This window comes from Streptomyces sp. NPDC127197 (assembly GCF_042672405.1).
GTDB classification, from domain to species: domain Bacteria; phylum Actinomycetota; class Actinomycetes; order Streptomycetales; family Streptomycetaceae; genus Streptomyces; species Streptomyces flavusporus.
Map to the genome: position 1 here is coordinate 21,754 of NZ_JBHXVG010000028.1, position 18,764 is coordinate 40,517.

Genomic DNA, 18,764 nt, shown 5'->3' on the forward strand with positions numbered 1-18,764 from the left:
GTGTCATGATCCCTCGCTACACGCTGCCCGAGATGGCCGAACTGTTCTCCGATCAGAACCGCTATGCGACCTGGGTCCGGGTGGAGATCCTCGCTTCCGAGGCGCAGATGCGGCTTGGCATCGTCCCCGAGGAGGCCGTTGCGGACATGCGCCGTGCCAGGGTGCCGCTGCCGGCTCGCGTCGCGGAGATCGAGAAGGAACGTGACCACGAAGTCCTGTCGTTCCTGGCCGCCTTCTGTGAGGACATACCCGAGTCCTCCGCCGTGTGGGTCCACCTCGGCATGACCAGTTACGACCTGGTCGACACCGCACTCGGCCACACGCTGGGCCAGGCGACCGACCTGCTGCACGGCGCGGCCCGCCGTCTGCGCCGGGTCCTCGTCGGGCGCGCCCTGGAGCACTGGGACACGGTCATGGTCGGCCGCACCCACGGCGTCCACGCCGAACCCACCACCTTCGGTCACAAACTCGCCGGCTACGCCTTCGCCGTCGACCGCTGCCTGACCCGCCTGGCTGCCGCACGCGAGGCTGTCGCCGTCGGCACCATCTCCGGTTCCGTGGGCACGTACGCCCTCATCGACCCGTTCGTCGAGGCCCACGTCTGCGAGTCTCTGGGGCTCGGCATCGAACCCGCCCCCAGCCAGGTCGTGGCCCGCGACCGGCACGCCCAGCTGTTGCAGGCCGTTGCCACCCTCGGTGCCTGCGTCGAGCAGATCGCCCTGGAACTGCGGCTGTTGCAGCGCACCGAGGTCCGCGAGGTCGAGGAACGGCGCAGCAGCGCTTATCAGGGCTCCAGCGCCATGCCTCACAAGCGCAACCCGACCACCAGCGAGCGCCTGTGCGGTCTGGCTCGGCTGCTGCGCGGCTACGCCACCGCCGCTCTGGAGGATGTGGCGCTCTGGCACGAACGCGATCTGGCCCACCAGTCCGTCGAGCGCGTCATCCTGCCCGACGCGCTGTCCGTCGGCCACTTCCAGGCTGAGGCCGCCGTCGACCTCATCACCCATCTGAAGGTCGATGCCGAGCGCATGCGTGCCCATATCGACCAGACCGATGGGCTCGTCTACAGCTCGTCGGTCCTGGCCGAGCTCCTCGGCCGGGGCGTCCCCCGGGAGCAGGCCTACCGCAGTGTGCAGGCGGCCGCCAACCGTACGGCCGCCACCGGCGAGCACTTCGCCGACTCGCTCACCGAGTCCGGCGTCGCCTTGCGGGACCTCGAACCGCAGCGTTTCCTGACCAACCACGACGTGATCCGTAGCCGATTGGAGGACCTCAGTGTCCTGGACGATTGATCGCACCCGTGGCGAGGACCTGGATCTGGACCAGGTGCTCGCCGTCTACCGGGACTCCGGCCTGGGCGAGCGGCGCCCCGTCGAGGACCGGCAGCGCATGGCGGAGATGGTGCGTCACGCGAACCTCGTCGTCGTCGCGCGCGACGACGGCGACGGCAAACTGATCGGCATCGCTCGCAGCGTCTCGGACTTCTCCTACGTCACCTACTTGTCCGACATCGCCGTGATCCGGGCGCACCAGTGCTCCGGCGTCGGCCGCGCGCTCATCGACGCCACGCGCAAGGAGGCGCCCTCCGCCAAGATCGTCTTGTTGTCCGCGCCTGCCGCCAGGGACTACTACCCCCACATCGGCTTCACGGCGCACGACTCCGCGTGGGTCCTCAACCCCTGACGCCCCTGCGGGCCGCAGTGCGGCGGAGGGGTCTGCGGGCACCCTCCGCGGTCAGCTGTGACCGGCTGCTCTGCGGCCCCGCGCTTCGCCGGCCGCCGCGTTGGCTGGTACGGCCAGCGCTCTGTCCACCAGCGCGACGGCCATGCCGGTGTAGGCGGCGGGGTCGAGCAGTTCGGCCAGTTCCTCACGGGTGAACAGGTCGTGCACCGGGGGCAGTTCGGCCAGTACCTCGGCAAGCGGCCGACCGCCCGCGGCTGCCAGGGCCGAGGCGTCGCTCAGCACCCGCTTGGCCGCTGCCTTGCCCAGCACAGGGGCCAGCACCGCCGAGACCCGCTCAGAGACGAGCTGCCCGCCGGTTGCCGCGGTGTTCACGCGCATCTGCTCCGGGTGCACCGACAAGCCCTGGACCAGCTCGACCGCGGCGTGTGCCGCTCCGCCGGTCAGCCGAAGGCATTCCCGCAGGGGTTGCCACTCGGAGTGCCACATGCCCGCCGACCGTTCGTCCTCGGTGGACAGACACTGCATCAGTACCGAGGCCAGCGCGGGTACCTGCACGGCGGCCGAGCGGATGAGCGTGGCGAGCACCGGGTTGCGTTTGTGCGGCATCGCCGAGGAGACGCCCCGGCCGGCTACGGACGGCTCGCTGACCTCGCCGATCTCGGTGCGGGTCAGTACCAGCACATCCGCAGCGATCTTGCCCAGCGCCCCGGTGGTGTGCGCCAGTGCCCCTGCCAGGTCGGCGACCGGGGTGCGCAGCGCGTGCCAGGGCAGTGCCGGGGCCGCCAGCCCCGTCTCCTCGGCGTATAGCGCGGACAGTTCCAGCATGCTGCCGGCGTCGGCACGCTCACCCGCGTAACTCAGGTAGCCCGCCAGCGTACCGGCCGCGCCTCCCAGCGACACGGGAAGTCCCGTCTCCGCGATGTGGTGCAGGCGCTCGGCGGCGTCCCCCACCATCTGCCGCCAGCCGGCCGCCTTCAGGCCGAAGGTGGTCGGCACCGCGTGCAGGCCCAGGGTGCGGCCGGCCATCACCGTCTGCCGGTGCGTCTGCGCCAGCTCGGCCAGGGCCGCGGTCACGGCGCACAGGTCCGTGTGGATCAACCGCAGCGCCCGCGCGGCCACGAGCATGGCCCCGGTGTCGAAGATGTCCTGGCTGGTGGAGCCTCGGTGCACATATTCCGCGGCGGACTCGGACTGATCGCTCACCACCGCCGAGAACGCCTTGACCAGGCCCACCACGGGATTGGCCGTCTCGCGCGCGGCCAACGCCAGTGCCCGCACGTCCAGGTTCTCCGCGCGGGCCGCGTTCGTGATGAGGGCCGCTGCCTCGGCGGGCACCATGCCGCACCGCGCTTGGGCCCGTACCAGTGCGGCCTCCGCGTCCAGCATGGCCTGCAGCCAGGCCCCGTCACCGACGGCGGCCTCCACCGGCGTACCCACCCGCACCGGGGACAGCAGGCCCGCGTCCAGGTACGCGGGCAGCGTGCTGCGCCCCACGCCCTCCAGCTCGCTCATGCCGAAGCCTCTTCTCTCATGCCGTCTCTCATGCCGTCTGCCGTGCTGTCGCGCTCCGCGCCCGCGGATATGGGCCGAGGAGCATCGGTGAGCGCCGGCTGGGGCAGCTCCAGCACTGCCGCCGCGATGGCATCCGAGTCCTCCAGCGTCACGGAGCCGACCCCCGGGCGTATTCCGGCCGCAGTCACCCAGTGCACCGACTCGGTGGGTACCCCATAGGCGAAGCGCCGGGGGTGGGGCACCCCACGGGTGTCCAGCACGCGGTAGGGACGGGTGGTGACCGCCAGGCCGCCGGTCTCGTAGTCGTCTCCGTTGGCTGCCGGGATCCGGTACGGCCGGCACTGCCCGCCGGCCAGCATGTGGCGCAGCAGAGGGTCGGCGGTGCGCCGCAAGTCGATCTGCGGCAGCCGGCCCTCGATCAGAGCAGTGGCCCGGACCCGGGAGTCGGGGATGGCACTCGAGGTCCCGATGAAGCAGGGACCGTCCGCATCGTGCTCCTCCGCGCTCACGTGCATTCCCGGGCCGATCGCCATCAGTACGCCCGCGTCGATCAGCGCGGCCATCTCCTCGACACGGGAGACGGGCGGGCCGATCGACAGGTAGGCGTTCAGGGGGGTGTACCACCGGTCCAGCTCGTCACGGTACGAGGCGCCGTCCAGTCCACCGTGGTCGACGGCGAGCCGCACCTCGTTGCGTAGATCCCGCAGCACGTCCAGCGCCGCCTTGAACGGCCCGCTGACATTGCCTTCGCGGGCCCGTGCCACGTCCTGGTCGAGGTAGGAGCGCAGCCACACGCGGAAGGACGTCACGTCGCGCAGGTCTTTCGCGCTGTAGGGGCGCGAGATCCACTCCCAGGCCCAGCGTTCGTGCGACGCGATGCCGGCCTGTCGCAGCAGGGACTCCTCGGCCGCGCCGGCCTCGGTGTGCAGGTAACGATCGGCGAACTCGGCGGCGCGGGAGCGGCCGTGGCGGTGGGCGATCAGCGTCTCGTAGTAGACGCACTGCACCTCCCTGGCGATCAGCGGCCACAGGTCGGCGCCGAAGCGGACGGGAGAACGAGAAGCGCCGCGGTCTTTGAGACCGGCGATGTACTCGGCCGTCAGCAGCCTGGGCAGGTAACGCCCGTGGGCACCCTTCTCGTTCTCTCCTCGCGCCTGGTAGGGCACCCCGCGCCGCGAACCCGCGTACAACCGGGGCTCGCGGCCTGACGGACGGTAGACCAGGCGGCCGTCGACGCGCTCGAAGACCCCGCCGCGGGCCTGGGTGAGCAGCGCCATGTAGTCGAAGAAGTTCAGGCCGAGTCCTCGCACGAGCACGTTCTGGCCCGGCGCGATGCGGGACAGGTCCACATCCGCCGGGTTGGCCGGGGCGATGTAGGTCAGGTCGTTGCGGGAGGCGAAGTCGTGCAGCTCCCGCTCGGCCGCGTCGGCTGTCGTCGGGACATGGCCCTGCGCGAGCACCACGGCCGACAGGCCGGTCAACTCGGTACCGTCCTCCAGTACCACCGTCTGCGGCCCGGAGGTGCCGAGGCCGGGGTCGCCGTTGTCCACCCGCACCGCCCGGGTCCGGTGCACCCGCACCGTCACATGCTCGGGGGCGCTCTCGGTGACGTGCTGGAACGCCCAGGTCAGGTACTGACCGTAGAGGGCACGGGTGGGATATGTGTCCGGTCCCAAGGCTCTGGCCTCGGCAAGTACCCGCTCGCTCAGCCCACCCGGCCCGGCAGCGGCGGCGCGGGCGTCGGCAGGGGCGTTCCGCGAGGCGAGAGCCCTGGCCCACTGGAACAGACTCGGGCCCTCCTCCAGCGGTCCCTCGATCGTGACACTGGAGTCCGTGAACACCGTCACCTGCGAGGCGACGGTGTTCATCAACAGGTGCCGGGACTGCGAAGGGCGCCACACGCGGCCCGATCCGGGCGGCCCGGGATCGACGACATGAATGGTCACCTGGCCGTAGCGGGGGGACTTGCGCTCCTGTGCACAGAGCCGTTCCAGTACGGACAGCCCACGGGGGCCGGCGCCGACAAGGCACACTTCGATACGTCCGCTGCTCACAAGGACACTCCGCTCAGCAGACGGGGACGGCTGGCCCGCGGCGCGGCCGCCTCCCCGAGGATCATGATGGTTTCCGGGCCGAGCCAAGCTGCGGCCCTCCTCGCCAGCGGCCGGGGACCTGGGCCGTCACCGGTGTCCGGTGCGCGGGCCTGACAACCATCGCGCCTCCTCCCTCCGCAAGGGTCGGCCGTGACGCTCGACAGCAGCTCGGCTCTCACTAGGGCCCGGATGGGCCGGTGGTGAGCCGTGGTCATCAGCGTCGAAGACGGCCCGTGAGCATCGTTGGAGCTCGACTTGAGGCGGCATCCGACGGGTGTGCGAAAGGCGTCCGCGGCAGCGGAGTGCGGTCGTGGGCGATGGGCGGACGTGCGGGTGTCAGCGCTCCGTCAGCGTCGTGTCAGCCCGCGTTGGAAGTGTCCTCGACGACCTCTTTGGCCCATGGACGGGCCGTCCCCGACCACGCCCGCCAACGACGAGGAGTCGCGGTGAGAAGGAATCAGGTCGTGCCCGTGCCGGTGCGCAGGCGAGCAGGATTCGACGCCGGCCCGGACGTCAGTTCCCCCTTCACCACCGGTCTTGATGCCGGTTCCGGTATCAAGACCGACACCAGCTCCGAGAGCCTGCTCGCCTTGCGCGACACCATGCTGCGCGAGGGGCCGGTGGAGCTGGTGCGGCTGTCCGAGGTGAAGGTCTGCGAAACCCCCAGGACCGGAGGGGTCGACGCGAAGTGGGCGCTCACCCTCGCCGAGCTGGAGACGGAGCTGCCGCCGATCGTGGTGCACCGGGACACCATGACCGTGATCGACGGGCTGCACCGGCTGCGCGCGGCGCAGCTGCGGGGCCGGGAGCACATCGCGGCCCGCTTCTTCGAGGGCTCCGCCCAGGACGCCGCGCTGCTGGCGGTGGCGATGAACATCGTCCAGGGACGTCCGCTGTCGCAGACCGACCGCACCGCCGCCGTGGAGCGGATCGTCACGATGCATCCCTACTGGTCGGATCGTGCCATCGCGGTCATCGCGGGGCTTTCGGCGAAGAAGGTCTCCGAGGTCAGGCGGCGCCTGGTCGACCCGGCGCGCGGTGAGCGACGTATCGGCCTGGACGGTCGGCTGCGGCCGCTGAACACGGTGCGGGGCCGGGAGCTGGCAGGGGAGCTGCTCCGGGCCGATCCCACCGCGTCACTGCGCGCGGTGGCCCGCAAGGCGGGCATATCTCCGGTAACCGTCGCCGACGTGCGCAAGCGGATGTTGCGCGGCGACGATCCCGTCACGCCACGCCAGCGGGGCCGGGCTGCTCAGCGTGGCACCCGGGGCGAACGGCCCGCACCCCAGCAGAACCCCGAGGCCAAGTCGCCGGGTGAGCTCTTCAGCATCTTCGAGTCGCTGCGCCGAGACCCCTCGTTGCGACTGACGGAGGCCGGCCGCACCGTTCTGCGCATGCTGGAGGCCTGCTCGCTCATGGCCCGGGAGCGGCGGCAGATCATTTCCAGTCTGCCGCCCCACTGCACCGGTCAGATGGCCGCTCTCATCAGCGGCTACTCCGAGTTGTGGCGGGTGTTCGCCGACGAACTGCGAGCCTGCGAGGAGCAGCAGGAGAACGCCGGGGCTACCGAGATCGGCGGTTTCGGGCCGGGCGCGTAGTACGCGGGGACGTCGCCGAGGGCGGCTCATGACGGGGGCATGGAGGGTGCTTCGCTACCGGTCAGCCGTTTGATCCGGTTGACGAGGACCTGCTGCTCCTGAAAGAGCCGCTCGACACGGCGGCGCAGCAGAGCGATCTCGTTACGCAGGAGATACATGCCCAACTCCTCATCAGGCTGCCTGCCGACCGCCGATCCGCGTGGCTCCAGGACTTCGCCCGGGCCCGTCGGCAGGGCGTCCGCGCGCCCCGGCTCGGCATCCCGGGCCAGGAGGGGGTCGCGGTGGTGCAGGATCGCCTCCCGGCACCGGCGCAGCGAAGGCCCCGGCTCCACCCCCAGGTCGCGGATCAGCCGACGGTGCACCTGTTCGTACGTGCCCAGTGCCTCGGCCCGCCGCCCACACCTGTACAAGGAGATCATCAGCAGTTCGTAGAATCGCTCCCGCAGCGGATGGCTCGCCGTCAGCCCCTCCAACTCGCCGGTGATGCGCTCGTACTGGTCGGCGCGCAAGCACGCTTCGTACAGCGTCTCCAGCGCCACCATGCGAGCCTCCTCCAGTATCGACGCCTCCGTCGAGCAGATGGGGCCGCGCTCACTGCCCTCGAACGCCCGGCCACGCCACAGGGCCAGCGCCGAACGCAGCAGCTGCACCGACCGGCCCGGATCGCCTTCGAGCAGCTCCTGTCCTTCGCCGACCAGCCGGTGGAAGCGCTGGGCGTCGGTGGTCGAGCCGTCAGCCCGTAGTACGTATCCCGTCGGCCGGGTCATCAGCCAGCCGTGGCGGGAGTCGGCGCCGCTCGTGTCCTGCAGCAGCCGGCGTAGCCGGGTCACGTGGGCTTGCAGGGCGTTGGCCGCATGGGAGGGAGGACGGTCGCCCCACAGTTCGTCGACCAACCGGCCCGCGGGCACTTCCTTGCCGGCGCTCACCACCAGTGCGCCGAGCAGCGCGCGCTGTTTGACGCCCGAGGGCACGATCCACCGATCGGCTCGGTCATCGTAGATCTGCACAGAACCAAGGATCCGAAACTCCATCTCGTCCTTCCTCCGGGACCTTCGACGAGTTCGCGGCGGAGATCCTTGAACCGGCGTCCCCGCGGGAACCGTTGGTTCCTCTCAGATGGTGGACAGTAGTTGGTCGGCGGCGGGGCGCAGAGTCCTCCCCAGCGGCACGCAGGGCTCCTTGGGTGAGTCCTCGAGGCCGGTTCAAGCGCAGGCGGAGCGAGCGGTCGGCGCGCAGTGCCGACCGGGAGGGCGCGGCGGCGCGCAACAGGAGTGGGGAACGGCGCGCCGTGCCCGTGGCCGTTTTCGGCCGGTAACTCGGGTCCACCGGTGAGGTCACGGCCCTTTCTCGCACAGCATCGCGTCCGTGACCTCGAACAGGTGTCACCGCTCCGGGTCAGGCAGGCGTGGAGATCCGAACTGCCATCGCCGGTAGGGAGTCACACCGGGTCCGGCAGGTCCATGAGCGCGAGTTTGGCCGGGTCGGTCACGGCGGTGATCTCGGTGATGCGGCCGTCGGCGACGGTGAAGGCGAGGAGGGAGAGCGGGGTGCCGTCTTCACTCCAGGAGATGACGCCAGGCTGGCCGTTGACGGTCGCCGCATGTCCTCGTGCCGCGCTGCCGGCCACGCGCGCGCGGGTGGCGACTTCGGTGGCTCCGAGCGTGACGAACCGGCCGTTCGGGGAGTGGACGGTGAACTTCACCTCGGGGTGGAGAACCTGCAGCAGCTGCTCGAACTGACCGTCGCGGGCCGCGGCCAGGAAGGCCTGGACGACCTCGCGTTGTTGTCGTCCGGCGCCTGCCGGCTGCTGGGCGGCTTGTACTTTCCTGCGGGCACGGCTGGCGAGCATTTTGGTCGCGTCGGCGGACTTGCCGAGAATGGTGCCGATCTCCGCGAAGGGCACGGCGAACACGTCGTGCAGCACGAACGCCAGTCGTTCGTCCGGACGCAGCGAGTCGAGGACCGTGAGGAGCGCGAGGCCGACGGAGTCCCCGAGTGCCACGAGCTCTTCCGGAGCGGGAGCGTCGTCGAGCGTCACCGTGAATTCGGGCAGCTGGTCGTCGAAGGAGACTTCCGGGTGGGTCCGGCCTGATCGCAGGTAGTCGAGGCTGATGCGACCGACCACGGTGGTCAGCCAGCCGCCGAGGTTGTCGATGGTGTCGGCGTCCTGACGGGAGAGGCGCAGCCACGCCTCTTGGACCACGTCTTCCGCGTCGGCGTGTGATCCGAGCACGCGGTAGGCGACGGCTCGGAGCCGGTCACGCTGGGACTCGAAAGCTTCGACGATCGGATCCGTGGGATCGGTACCGGGCATGTTGTTACCTTCCTGGAAGCTGCTCCGTCATAGGGGTGACGGGCACACGCCCCGCAACGTAACCCGATGAAGGAGAGCACTCCCATGGAAAACCGACTCAAGAACAAGAACACGAACAACGCCGATGTGTGGACCGCTGTCCAGCATCTCCAGAAGGCGATCGCCGCCGGGGGCGTCGACCCGAAGCTGCTCGCGTTGGTCCACCTGCGCGTCAGCCAGATCAACAGCTGCTCGGCGTGCATCTACGCCAGTGTCGCCGGGGGGAAGAAGGCCGGTGACACCGACGAGCGGCTGCACAACGTAGCAGCGTGGCGTGAGGCGCCGTTCTACACCGATGCGGAGCGCTCGGCTCTGGCGCTGGCCGAGGCCGCCACCCGGCTGCAGGATGGTGCGGAGGGAGTCACCGACGAGATCTGGGAAGAGGTCAACGCCCATTTCACCGAGGAGCAGATCGGCGCGATCAACCTGGAGATCGCGCTGACCAACTTCTTCAACCGGATCAACCGCACCATCAAGGAGCCGGCCGGCCAGACCTGGGGCTGAGCCCAGCGTGGCTCTTACCCACTGACCGCGCAGTGATGACAGGGCTCGCCGGGAGATCCTGGCCATCTCCCGGCGAGCCCCTTGGCGGATTGTCATTCTCCTTCGTTCGGCTGCCGGTCACAGGCAGGATCGGCACGCCCCGTCTGACAGATCATCAGCCGGGGCTGCCGAGACCCGATGGGGGGTCACGGCGAACAGCCGCCCGAGCGGCCACCCCTCCTCCAACCCTGGCCCCCGTCTCCGCTCCAGCCGCCTGGGGTGACGTGGCAGGACCCGCCACCGCGGTCCGCGCCGTGACCAAGACGCCCCGGCCGGGACTGCGGCGGCCACGGATCGGCCGACCGAGTGGAAGCTGGTGGAGCGGCACGCGATCGGCCCCGCCGGGTTCTTCCTCCTGTGCCTGCTCTCGGTGGACGACGGGCTGCGCCCCGGCGAGATCGCCAAGCACCTCATGACTCGGCCGCCACGGTCGCCTCGGTCGCCGACGCTCTGGAGCGCACCGGCCCGATCGAGCGCCGCCGCGACGCGAAGGACCGGCGGGCCGTGCGCCTGCGCATCACCGAGGCGGGCTGGGAGGTCGTCCGTGACACCGGCAGCGCCATGACCGACGGCCTGACCGCGCGCTACGCGGTGCCCGACGAGATCGACGAACCGGCCCTGCGGCGCTACCCGACCACCCTCCTCGACCGCTTCGAGATGTTCTCCGAAGGAGACCGGTGTTGACCCTATCCGCACAAACAGAGACAGAACCCGAGGACGCCGTGACGGAGACGGCCATCCGGACGGTGGGCCTGGAGAAGACCTACCCGGTCTCCGGCCCGCGGCCCGCGGTGCCCGCCGTCCGCGGCATCGACCTGAACGTGGCGCGCGGGGAGTTCTTCGGCCTGCTCGGCCCCAACGGCGCGGGCAAGTCCACCACCATCGGCATGCTCACCACCCTGATCGAGCCGACCGGCGGAAGCGCTGAGGTGTACGGGCTCGACGTGGTGCGAGACCCCATCGAGGTCAAGCGGCGGATCGGGGTCGTGTCGCAGAACAACACCCTGGACAGCGAGCTCACCGCCGCCGAGAACCTGGAGTTCCGCGGCCGCTACTTCGGGCTCACCGCCAAGGAGGCGCGCCGCCGCGCGGACGAGCTGATCGAACTGTTCGGCTTGGCCGAGCAGCGCAAGGGCAACCCGTTCGAGATGTCGGGCGGGCAGGCCAAGCGGGTGATGATCTGCCGCGCGCTGATGCACGGCCCTGAGGTGCTGTTCCTGGACGAGCCGACCGCCGGGCTCGACCCGCAGACCCGCACCAACCTGTGGGAGGTGCTGGGCGAGCTGCAGGCGGGCGGCCAGACGATCCTGCTCACCACGCACTACATGGAGGAGGCCGAGGCCCTGTGCGACCGCATCGCGGTCGTCGACCACGGCAAGATCCTCGCGCGCGGCACGGTGGACGAGCTGAAGAGCACCGCCGGGGCCGAGACCGTCATCACCGTCAGCTACGACGCGCCCGCCCCCGCCGAGCTCCAGGCCCTCGCCGACCGGGACGGCATCAGCAAGATCGAGGTGAACGACGGACAGGTCCGAGTGTTCGCCACTGCCCCCGACGGGCTGCTTGGCGACCTGGTGACGATCGGCTCGACCGCCGGGATCGGCGTCACCGACGTTTACCAGCTGCGGCCCAGCCTGGAGACCGTCTTCCTCACTCTGACCGGAAGGGACTACCGCGAATGAGCGCGCCGCCCCTCACTCCCCCACCCGCCACGCGGGCGACCCTTCCGCGCACGCTGTCGGCGATGATGGCGCGCGAGGTGCGGGTACTGCGCAAGACCATGGTCCCGACGTTCGTCCGGGTGCTGGTGCAGCCGGTGATGTTCGTGTTCGTGTTCGCCTACGTGATGCCCGAAATCGGCGGTGGCATCATGGCGGGCGGCGGGACCGAGGCCACCTTCTCCACCATCCTGCTGCCCGGCCTGGTCGGCTCCTCGGTGATCATGCAGGCGATGCAGGCGGTGACCTACCCGCTGATGATGGAACTGAACTGGCAGAAGTCCATCACCGACCGGGCGCTGGCACCGATCCCGATCCCGCTGCTGGGGGTGCAGAAGATCCTGGCGGCGGCACTGCAGGGGCTGATCGGCGGACTGCTGGTGTTCCCGGCGGTGCTGTTCATCCACGCACCCGGGCAGGCCCCGCAGGTGCACGTGGACAACTGGCCGGTGCTGGTCCTGGTGCTGCTGGCCGGCGCGGTGCTGGCCGCCGCCGGCGGGCTGCTGCTGGGCACGCTGATGAACCCGCAGAAGGTCCAGGTGATGTTCGCGCTGGTGCTGCTGCCCATGACCATGCTGGGCTGCGTCTACTACCCCTGGTCGGCGCTGGAGGACATCCGCTGGCTGCAGATCCTCAGCCTCGCCAACCCGCTGGTGTACGTGAGCGAGGGTCTGCGCAGCGCGCTGACCCCCGATGTCCCGCACATGCCCGCGTGGGCGTTCCTGCTGGCGGTCCTCGGCGGCACGATCCTGCTCACCTGGGCGGCCACCCGCACCTTCACCAAGCGCGTCCTCACCTGACCCGATCGGGCAGCCCTGCAGGTGGACACCGGTGTACCGACCGGTGTCCACCTGCGCGTGCGGCAGGCTCCGCTCGAGAAAGACTTGACGATCGCTCGAGCGGCTCACGCGTCCTTCGGTCGCTGCTTCGGTCGCTGCTTCGGTCACTGCAGTGGGCGCGGGGAGAACAGCGACCGAAGCAGCAGCGACCCACAGTGTGTGGGGCGTTTGTGGGCGCCAGGAAGAAGTACCAGGTCAAGCCGGTTTTCTGGGCGAAACAGCGACTGAAGCGACCCAAGGGTCGGGTGTATGGCGGCATGCGAGGGCACCCACCTGTGCACATATAGAGAGATTTTCAGTCGCTTCAGTCGCTACCTCGGGGCTTTTCACGCCTGTGACCTGGGCATACATGCGGGCGGTCGGACAGCTACCCAAGTTCCGCAGGTCGCTGGCCAGTTGGCGCGGTCCGGGGCGGGCTGCCGGACTGTCTCGAATCTTCGTTCTCCCATGAAGCTCTGACGTCCCATCCGCTTCGCTATGCTGACTCAGTCGCTCAGTCGCTTCGGTCGCTGACGGGGGGTGCGAATGGCTTCTGAGCTGCGTTTTTCGTCTAGCTACTCAATGCCCGGGGCTCGTGTTACCGGGTCGTTGGCGACCGCTCGACGGTGCGCCACGCAAATGGGCATCGGTGGCACCTCCTCACCGAGCTGGGCAACGAATTCCGCACTTCCGGCGTGCCGGCCCCACGGCGTGGCCGGCACCAGCCCCGTGAACGACACGACCACGCTGCGCGCGTGTACCCCCTCTGGAGGCCTTCACGTGTGGGACCGCACGCACAGCGGAAACCGGCCGGCCATGTCGCCGCGCGAACCTGGGCGCGACCGGGCCTCATACCCCACAGGCAGACCGTTCGCCGCGGGTCGGCTGAGACCTCCGTCGCCGGGAGCGGGAGGCCGTATATGACCTCGGACGAGCGTCGGCTGGCCGAGTTCGATGTCGAGGCCGCCGCCGCTCAGATCCTCGCCGGCCCCGCCCAACGCGCCTCGCTCCCACGCCAGTTGGGCAAGGGTGAGGTGGCCCTGCAGGACCGAGACAGGCGGCAGGCGACTGCCGGAGAACTGCTGCCGGACTCTCTCACCGACCGGGGCAACGCGAAGCTGTTCGTCAAACGCTATGCCCAGGACTACCGGCACGTCCCCGGGCTCGGCTGGTGCCGGTGGGACAGCGTACGTTGGCAGATCGACGAGAACGACACCGTGCTGTGGGCTGCCGGCGACCTCGCCGAAGCCATCGCCACCACCGATCCACGCGGTTTTTACAGCACGAGCGCCCTCCAGCAGCACCGCCGCCGCGCTCTGAGCACCAGCGGAATCAACGCGATGCTCGCCCAGGCCAGGACGGCTCCGGGGATGGCGCTCAACGCGGCACTCCTCGATGCGGACCCGTACGCCTTGTGCACGCCCGGCGGGATCGTCGACCTGTGCACCGGACTGATGCGAACTGCCGACCCGAACAAGGACTTCCACTCCCGCTCCACCACCGTTGCGCCCGAGCTGATGAGTACGCCCCTCTGGGACCGGTTCCTCAGCGACACCTTCGGCGACGGGCCCGAAGGAGCGGAGATGATCAGCTTCCTTCATCTGCTGCTCGGCTACTCCATCACCGGCGACGTCGGCGCCCAGGTCATGCCGTTCCTGTTCGGCTCCGGCAAGAACGGCAAGTCGGTCCTGCTCGACGTGGTGATGCGACTCGTGGGCGACTACGCGGACGCCGCTCCGCCCGGCTTTCTCATGGCCCGCCCTTACGAGGGCCACCCCACCGACCTGGCCGAACTGCACGGTCGTCGCATCATCGTGTGCAGCGAGGTCAAGCCGGGGGATCGATTCGACGAGGCCCGGGTCAAGTATCTGACCGGCGGCGACCGCATCAAGGCCCGAAGGATGAGGCAGGACTTCTTCAGCTTCCAGCCCACCCACAAGCTCTGGCTGCTGGGCAACCACCGGCCCGAGGTTGGTACCGGAGGTTTCGCGTTCTGGCGAAGGATGCGACTGATGCCGTTCGAGCGCGTGGTGTCCGATCACCGCAAAATCGACAACCTGGCTGACATTCTGGTCAGAGAGGAAGGGCCAGGCATCCTCAACTGGCTGGTGATGGGGGCGCGGCGCTATCTCAACGGGGAGAAGCACCTGCTGGGCCCGGAACGGGTCCGCATCGCCACCACGGCCTACGCGGAGACAGAGGACCACATCGGACGTTTCCTCGGTGAGTCCTGCCGCCTCGAACCGGGCTTGAGGGCAGAACAGGCGGGACTCTACGCGGCGTACCGGCAGTGGTGTAAGAATGACGGGGCCCCGGCTGTCTCGTCCCGGTCTTTCGCAGCGAGAGTCCGGGAGGTGGTGGGACTGATGTCTCCGAAGGAGATGATCCTGTCCAACCAACGCAAATACTACCCGGGCATCGGGTTGGCCGCCGACGAGGAGACAGCATGAGCTCCCTCATCGCCGAGGACGAGATCGATCACGAGGTCGACCTGGTCTGGCTCGAGGACATCAGCGGGCTCGACTACGTACGGCAGAGCCTGGATCGGCTGCCGACCCGCCGGGGCAGACCGGTCTACCACCGTGACGGGCGGATGGTCGGCTATGCCGTGCTCGGACCGGGGGCCAAGCCGTCGCGTTCCTCGGGCACCTTCCGGCGTCGCGTCTTCTGGTTGCTGCCGCATGACAGAGACGCAGCCCCGGACGGGCTCTACACCACCGGGGCGCCGGCGGAGGCCGTGGACCCGCGCACGCTCTCCCCCGGGAGCAAGGGCCGCAAGACCAAGCGCTCTGAAGGATACAGCGCCCTTTGGTGAGGATGGAATCCGGCATTACGCTTCCTCACCCGGCATAAGCTCCCGGCCGGGCACCCCTTCCTTCAAACGGAAGCGGAATTTCTGGTTTCTTGTAGCTCCCTTCGGGGTGCTCGGCCGACCGCTGCGCCCCCGCACATACTTGACCAACAAACTCTCGCGGCACCTCTTGCGAACGGACTCGCGGCACCTCTTGCGAACGGAAAGGAAAATTCCAGGTGGCGCGCCGGAAAGCGGCCGGCATTACCACCTGGGGCACTCAGACGAGAGAACGCGCGGCACTCTCGCGAACAGCCAGAGAGCCGACGACCTGTGCGGTGAAAACGGTGTGGCCACTCTGCCGGCCGGTCACCGAGACACATGTGGCGCCGTCGTTCCCGTTGGCGGGCGCGGAAGACGCCTCGATCCAGCAGGGACTGTCGAACTCGGCGTACCTCTGGAACTCCGCGCGCAGAACGGAGGGCGTCAGCAGATGCGGCCAGGAGATGCTGTGAGCGGCCTGACGAGCCGCTTCCAACAGGACCATGCCGGGGATGTGGTCGGCGCCGTGGTCGAACAGGGTGGGGTGCCGGGGGTCCGGGTCGACCCGCCAGCGATCGGGCCGGTCCGTGGGCGACAGGACCACGTCGAAGGGGAGGGCCCTGCCGAAGCGCGCCGGATCACCCTGATCGCCGGTGTGAGTCTTGGCGGGGCACTGGGCGCTGTGTGCCGCACCGCGAAGCCGTCGGTACGTCGACGGAGCGATGCAGGTGAACGTGCCACCTCCGAAGGCGCAGAGGAACCCGTCCCGCTCGACGGTGATGTGCAGGGTGAACTCCGAGAGGCGCTTGCCCCTCCACTTCATCCCGACGCAGGTCGCCGTGAGAGCCAGATCGCTCGGGGTCGTGCCGATGACCAGGTGCTCCGCGTGCGTGGTCACCTTGAGATCCTGCATCAGGAACTGATAGCCGAGAGGAACTCCGAATTCCGCATGAGCCAGGCAGAGCCCTGCCTGGCGAATCGTTTCTACAGCTTGCATCGGATCGTGGCGAGTACCATCCGCACTGGTGAAGAACGTATGGGCCCGCGGCCACTGGCCAGTGAGTGCGTAGACGGACTCGTCGAGCTGCCGGTAACCGGTCAGGAAGACCTCGGCGAGACTCGAACGGTGTACGTACTCACGAGGGACCGTGGTGGTGAGCAGCGGCGGTGAGGCGATATCCGGCAAGGTCGCTATCTTGGGGGTCAACTTTGTCTCCGCTCGCGATAGATCCGGAAGACGTGCGGCTCCATAAGATACGAACCTACCGGTTTCTTTTTCAAGGGTGATGGTGTTTGATGAACCCGTCCCCGTGAGTCGTTTCGCTGCCTGGAGAACTTGGGCGCGAGCGCGCGGTGGCGATCTTGAAAAAGAGCGTTGGCATATGCACGGCGTCGGTGTACCTCCGACGAGATCCGTCCGGCCTTGCCTCTCGGGGGAGAGATCAGATGTCCACAGCACGGTGTCCGTATGCGATCGATCCATTCGGCACAGACATCCGGGGTGAAGCCGATCTGCTGCGGCAGCGTGGCCCTGTCACGCCGGTGACGCTCCCGGGCGAGGTGTCCGCCTGGGCGGTCACCGACCCGGCGGCGATCAGGCAGTTGCTCACGGATCCGCGGATATCCAAGGACGCCTACCGCCACTGGCCCGCGTGGATCAACGGTGAGATAGCGCAGACCTGGCCCCTGGCCATCTGGGTCTCGGTGCAGAACATGTTCACCGCCTACGGCCCTGATCACAGAAGACTGCGCAAACTGGTGGCCTCGGCGTTCACGACCCGCCGGATCGCCCTGCTACGCCCGAGGATCGAGGAGATCGCGAGCCGACTGCTCGACGGGCTTGCCGAGCAAGAGCCCGGTGTGCCGTTGGACCTGCGCGGCGCGTTCACCGCGCAACTGCCCCGCCAGGTACTGGTCGAGTTGTTCGGCGTGCCCGATGTGTTCCGTGCGCCACTGCAGCACATCATCAACAGCTTCTTCGACACGGGCACGTCGCTGGAGGCAGCCCAGGAGAACCACCGCGCCCTGTACCGGACGATGGCGGAGCTCATCGACTACAAGCGGAACACCCCGGGTCAGGATCTGACCGCCGCCCTCATCGAAGCCGCCGACGAGGAGAGCGGTACGCAGCTGAGCGACAAGGAGTTGATCGACACGCTGATCATGCTGCTGTCCGCAGGGGACGAAGCCACGGTCAACCTGCTCACCAACACGGTGGCCCTGCTCGTCTCTCACCCCGACCAACTCGAGCTGATCCGTGCCGGCAAGGCGGACTGGAACGATGCGACCGAGGAGTCGCTGCGGATAAAAGCACCGGGTGCGAACGGGATCCTGCGGTACGCGATCGAGGACGTCACCATCGGGGGGGTCGTCATCCCGCAGGGCGACCCGCTGATGATCTCGTTCGTGTCGGCCGGCCATGACACTGCCGTGCACGCCGATACCCGCAGGTTCGACGTCACCCGCGAGACACGGCGTGAGCATCTGTCCTTCGGGCACGGCACGCACTACTGCATCGGCGCCCCGCTGGCGCGGCTGCAGGCGGAGATCGCCTTGGAGCTCCTGTTCGCGCGGTTCCCCGGCATCTCCCTTGCGGTGACGCCCGAGGAGCTGCGCCCGGTGGAGTCGTTCATCTCCAACGGGTATCGCGAACTGCCGGTGTTCCTCGGGCGGTCCGTTTCCTAGTCCATCAACTGCCGGTACCACGGCAGGAGTTCGGGCAGCAGACGAGCAGGCTCGGGCCCCGGGGCGCAGGGCAGCAGACGCCAGATCCGGTCGCTGCGAAACCAGTGGTCCGTCACCAGCATGTCGAGGTGGTGACGGAGCAACGGAGAACCGGCGGCCCGCTGCCTTGCCTCGTCGGGGGTGAGAGGAGGGACCTCCTGTGTGTGCAGGAGGTCCTGGGCGAGGGAGACGACGGCCGAACCAGTCAGGGGAACCGGATGGTTGACATGGTGGACACCGGCAAGGTCCCGCTCGGACAGGGCCGCTTCGACCACCGCCTGCGCCAGCGCGCCGACCTCGACAGCAGAGTGTGCCGATGTACATGCCACCGGTGCTCCGAGGTGGCGGATCAGTGTGACAAGCCCGGGTATCACCCACCGGTCTCCCCTGCCATAGACAAGGTGGGGGCGCAGGACTGTGCCGCCGGCAGCCAGGACGTGCCGTTCGGCCGCGGCCCGGCTACGGCTGGTTGCGGAGGCCGGACGCACGAGCAGGTCGTCCGTATCGGCCTCGCGGAAGGGGCCCCGGCCATAGACCGCCGCGGTGCTCACGTAGACGATCCGGCCGACGCCGTGCCGTTGGGCGTCCGCCACCAGGGCACTGGTTCCCGCGTCGTTGACCTCGTGCAGGGCTCGTTCGTCTCCCTCAATGAGGGAAGCGCAGTGCACCACGGCATCGATGCCTTTGCACAGACGGGACAGGGAGTCCGGCCGGGACAGGTCCGCGTGGACGATCTCGACTGATTCGGTAGCGTCCACCGGCGGCATGTGGTGGTGGCGAACCAGCCGAATGCGGGTCCCCGGCTTTCTGAGGGCGGCAGCCAGGACATGACGGCCGATGAAGCCGTTCGCCCCGGTGACGAGTATGCGGCGCGACATGAGAGGACTCC

Annotated in this window: 16 protein-coding genes; 10 read left to right on the forward strand and 6 right to left on the reverse strand. The window is 68.9% G+C overall.

The window, feature by feature from the left end:
* Positions 1–5 precede the first annotated feature (5 nt).
* Positions 6–1,292 carry an adenylosuccinate lyase gene (purB, locus tag ACFVJQ_RS32950; RefSeq protein ID WP_385514472.1) on the forward strand — a complete coding sequence of 429 codons (1,287 nt, stop codon included), beginning with the start codon at positions 6–8 and terminating at the stop codon, positions 1,290–1,292.
* Complete coding sequence (locus ACFVJQ_RS32955) at positions 1,276–1,683, forward strand: GNAT family N-acetyltransferase (protein WP_385789265.1); 408 nt, start codon at positions 1,276–1,278, stop codon at positions 1,681–1,683. The genes purB and ACFVJQ_RS32955 overlap by 17 nt, the downstream gene beginning before the upstream one ends.
* 51 nt (positions 1,684–1,734) lie before the next feature.
* Here ACFVJQ_RS32955 and pcaB read toward each other — a convergent pair whose 3' ends face one another.
* Together pcaB and ACFVJQ_RS32965 are read right to left on the reverse strand one after the other, a co-directional pair.
* Positions 1,735–3,195, reverse strand: coding sequence for a 3-carboxy-cis,cis-muconate cycloisomerase (pcaB, locus tag ACFVJQ_RS32960; RefSeq protein ID WP_385514470.1), 1,461 nt, complete (start codon positions 3,193–3,195; stop codon positions 1,735–1,737).
* Positions 3,192–5,249, reverse strand: coding sequence for an FAD/NAD(P)-binding protein (locus ACFVJQ_RS32965; RefSeq protein WP_385789267.1), 2,058 nt, complete (start codon positions 5,247–5,249; stop codon positions 3,192–3,194). The genes pcaB and ACFVJQ_RS32965 overlap by 4 nt, the downstream gene beginning before the upstream one ends.
* A gap of 485 nt (positions 5,250–5,734) precedes the next feature.
* Between ACFVJQ_RS32965 and ACFVJQ_RS32970 the strand changes: the two genes are divergently transcribed.
* The gene (locus tag ACFVJQ_RS32970; RefSeq protein ID WP_385789269.1) at positions 5,735–6,886 is read left to right on the forward strand and encodes a ParB N-terminal domain-containing protein; all 1,152 of its coding nucleotides are present in this window, start codon (positions 5,735–5,737) and stop codon (positions 6,884–6,886) included.
* 26 nt (positions 6,887–6,912) lie between these two features.
* Here the strand turns inward: ACFVJQ_RS32970 and ACFVJQ_RS32975 are convergent, their stop codons facing one another.
* Entirely contained in the window at positions 6,913–7,893 is a 981-nt protein-coding gene (locus tag ACFVJQ_RS32975) for a BTAD domain-containing putative transcriptional regulator (RefSeq protein ID WP_385514467.1), read from the reverse strand.
* 431 nt (positions 7,894–8,324) lie between these two features.
* Positions 8,325–9,200, reverse strand: coding sequence for a sigma-70 family RNA polymerase sigma factor (locus ACFVJQ_RS32980; protein ID WP_385514466.1), 876 nt, complete (start codon positions 9,198–9,200; stop codon positions 8,325–8,327).
* Positions 9,201–9,284: 84 nt separating this feature from the next.
* Between ACFVJQ_RS32980 and ACFVJQ_RS32985 the strand changes: the two genes are divergently transcribed.
* From ACFVJQ_RS32985 to ACFVJQ_RS33010, 6 genes are all read left to right on the forward strand, one after another.
* On the forward strand, positions 9,285–9,743 hold the full coding sequence (locus ACFVJQ_RS32985) for a carboxymuconolactone decarboxylase family protein (RefSeq protein WP_385514465.1): 459 nt from the start codon (positions 9,285–9,287) through the stop codon (positions 9,741–9,743).
* 396 nt (positions 9,744–10,139) lie between these two features.
* Positions 10,140–10,466: a hypothetical protein gene (locus ACFVJQ_RS32990; RefSeq protein WP_385514464.1), complete on the forward strand. Its 327-nt coding sequence runs from the start codon at positions 10,140–10,142 to the stop codon at positions 10,464–10,466.
* Between the two features lie 38 nt (positions 10,467–10,504).
* Positions 10,505–11,464, forward strand: a complete 960-nt coding sequence (locus ACFVJQ_RS32995) for an ATP-binding cassette domain-containing protein (RefSeq protein WP_385514463.1) — start codon at positions 10,505–10,507, stop codon at positions 11,462–11,464.
* Positions 11,461–12,300 carry an ABC transporter permease gene (locus tag ACFVJQ_RS33000; RefSeq protein ID WP_385514462.1) on the forward strand — a complete coding sequence of 280 codons (840 nt, stop codon included), beginning with the start codon at positions 11,461–11,463 and terminating at the stop codon, positions 12,298–12,300. Before ACFVJQ_RS32995 ends, ACFVJQ_RS33000 begins: the two co-directional genes overlap by 4 nt.
* A gap of 938 nt (positions 12,301–13,238) precedes the next feature.
* Positions 13,239–14,768: a phage/plasmid primase, P4 family gene (locus ACFVJQ_RS33005; RefSeq protein WP_385789273.1), complete on the forward strand. Its 1,530-nt coding sequence runs from the start codon at positions 13,239–13,241 to the stop codon at positions 14,766–14,768.
* Positions 14,765–15,133 (forward strand): DUF6009 family protein, encoded by a 369-nt coding sequence (locus ACFVJQ_RS33010; RefSeq protein WP_385514460.1) that lies wholly within the window; start codon positions 14,765–14,767, stop codon positions 15,131–15,133. Before ACFVJQ_RS33005 ends, ACFVJQ_RS33010 begins: the two co-directional genes overlap by 4 nt.
* Positions 15,134–15,389: 256 nt before the next feature.
* On the opposite strand, the gene ACFVJQ_RS33015 is transcribed toward ACFVJQ_RS33010, so the two are convergent.
* Positions 15,390–16,634, reverse strand: coding sequence for a ScbA/BarX family gamma-butyrolactone biosynthesis protein (locus ACFVJQ_RS33015; protein ID WP_385514459.1), 1,245 nt, complete (start codon positions 16,632–16,634; stop codon positions 15,390–15,392).
* Here ACFVJQ_RS33015 and ACFVJQ_RS33020 point away from each other — a divergent pair.
* Positions 16,598–17,836, forward strand: coding sequence for a cytochrome P450 (locus ACFVJQ_RS33020; protein WP_385514458.1), 1,239 nt, complete (start codon positions 16,598–16,600; stop codon positions 17,834–17,836). The two genes, ACFVJQ_RS33015 and ACFVJQ_RS33020, sit on opposite strands and share 37 nt — an antisense overlap.
* Here ACFVJQ_RS33020 and ACFVJQ_RS33025 read toward each other — a convergent pair.
* Positions 17,833–18,753, reverse strand: a complete 921-nt coding sequence (locus ACFVJQ_RS33025; RefSeq protein WP_385514457.1) for an NAD-dependent epimerase/dehydratase family protein — start codon at positions 18,751–18,753, stop codon at positions 17,833–17,835. The two genes, ACFVJQ_RS33020 and ACFVJQ_RS33025, sit on opposite strands and share 4 nt — an antisense overlap.
* Between the last annotated feature and the right edge of the window lie 11 nt (positions 18,754–18,764).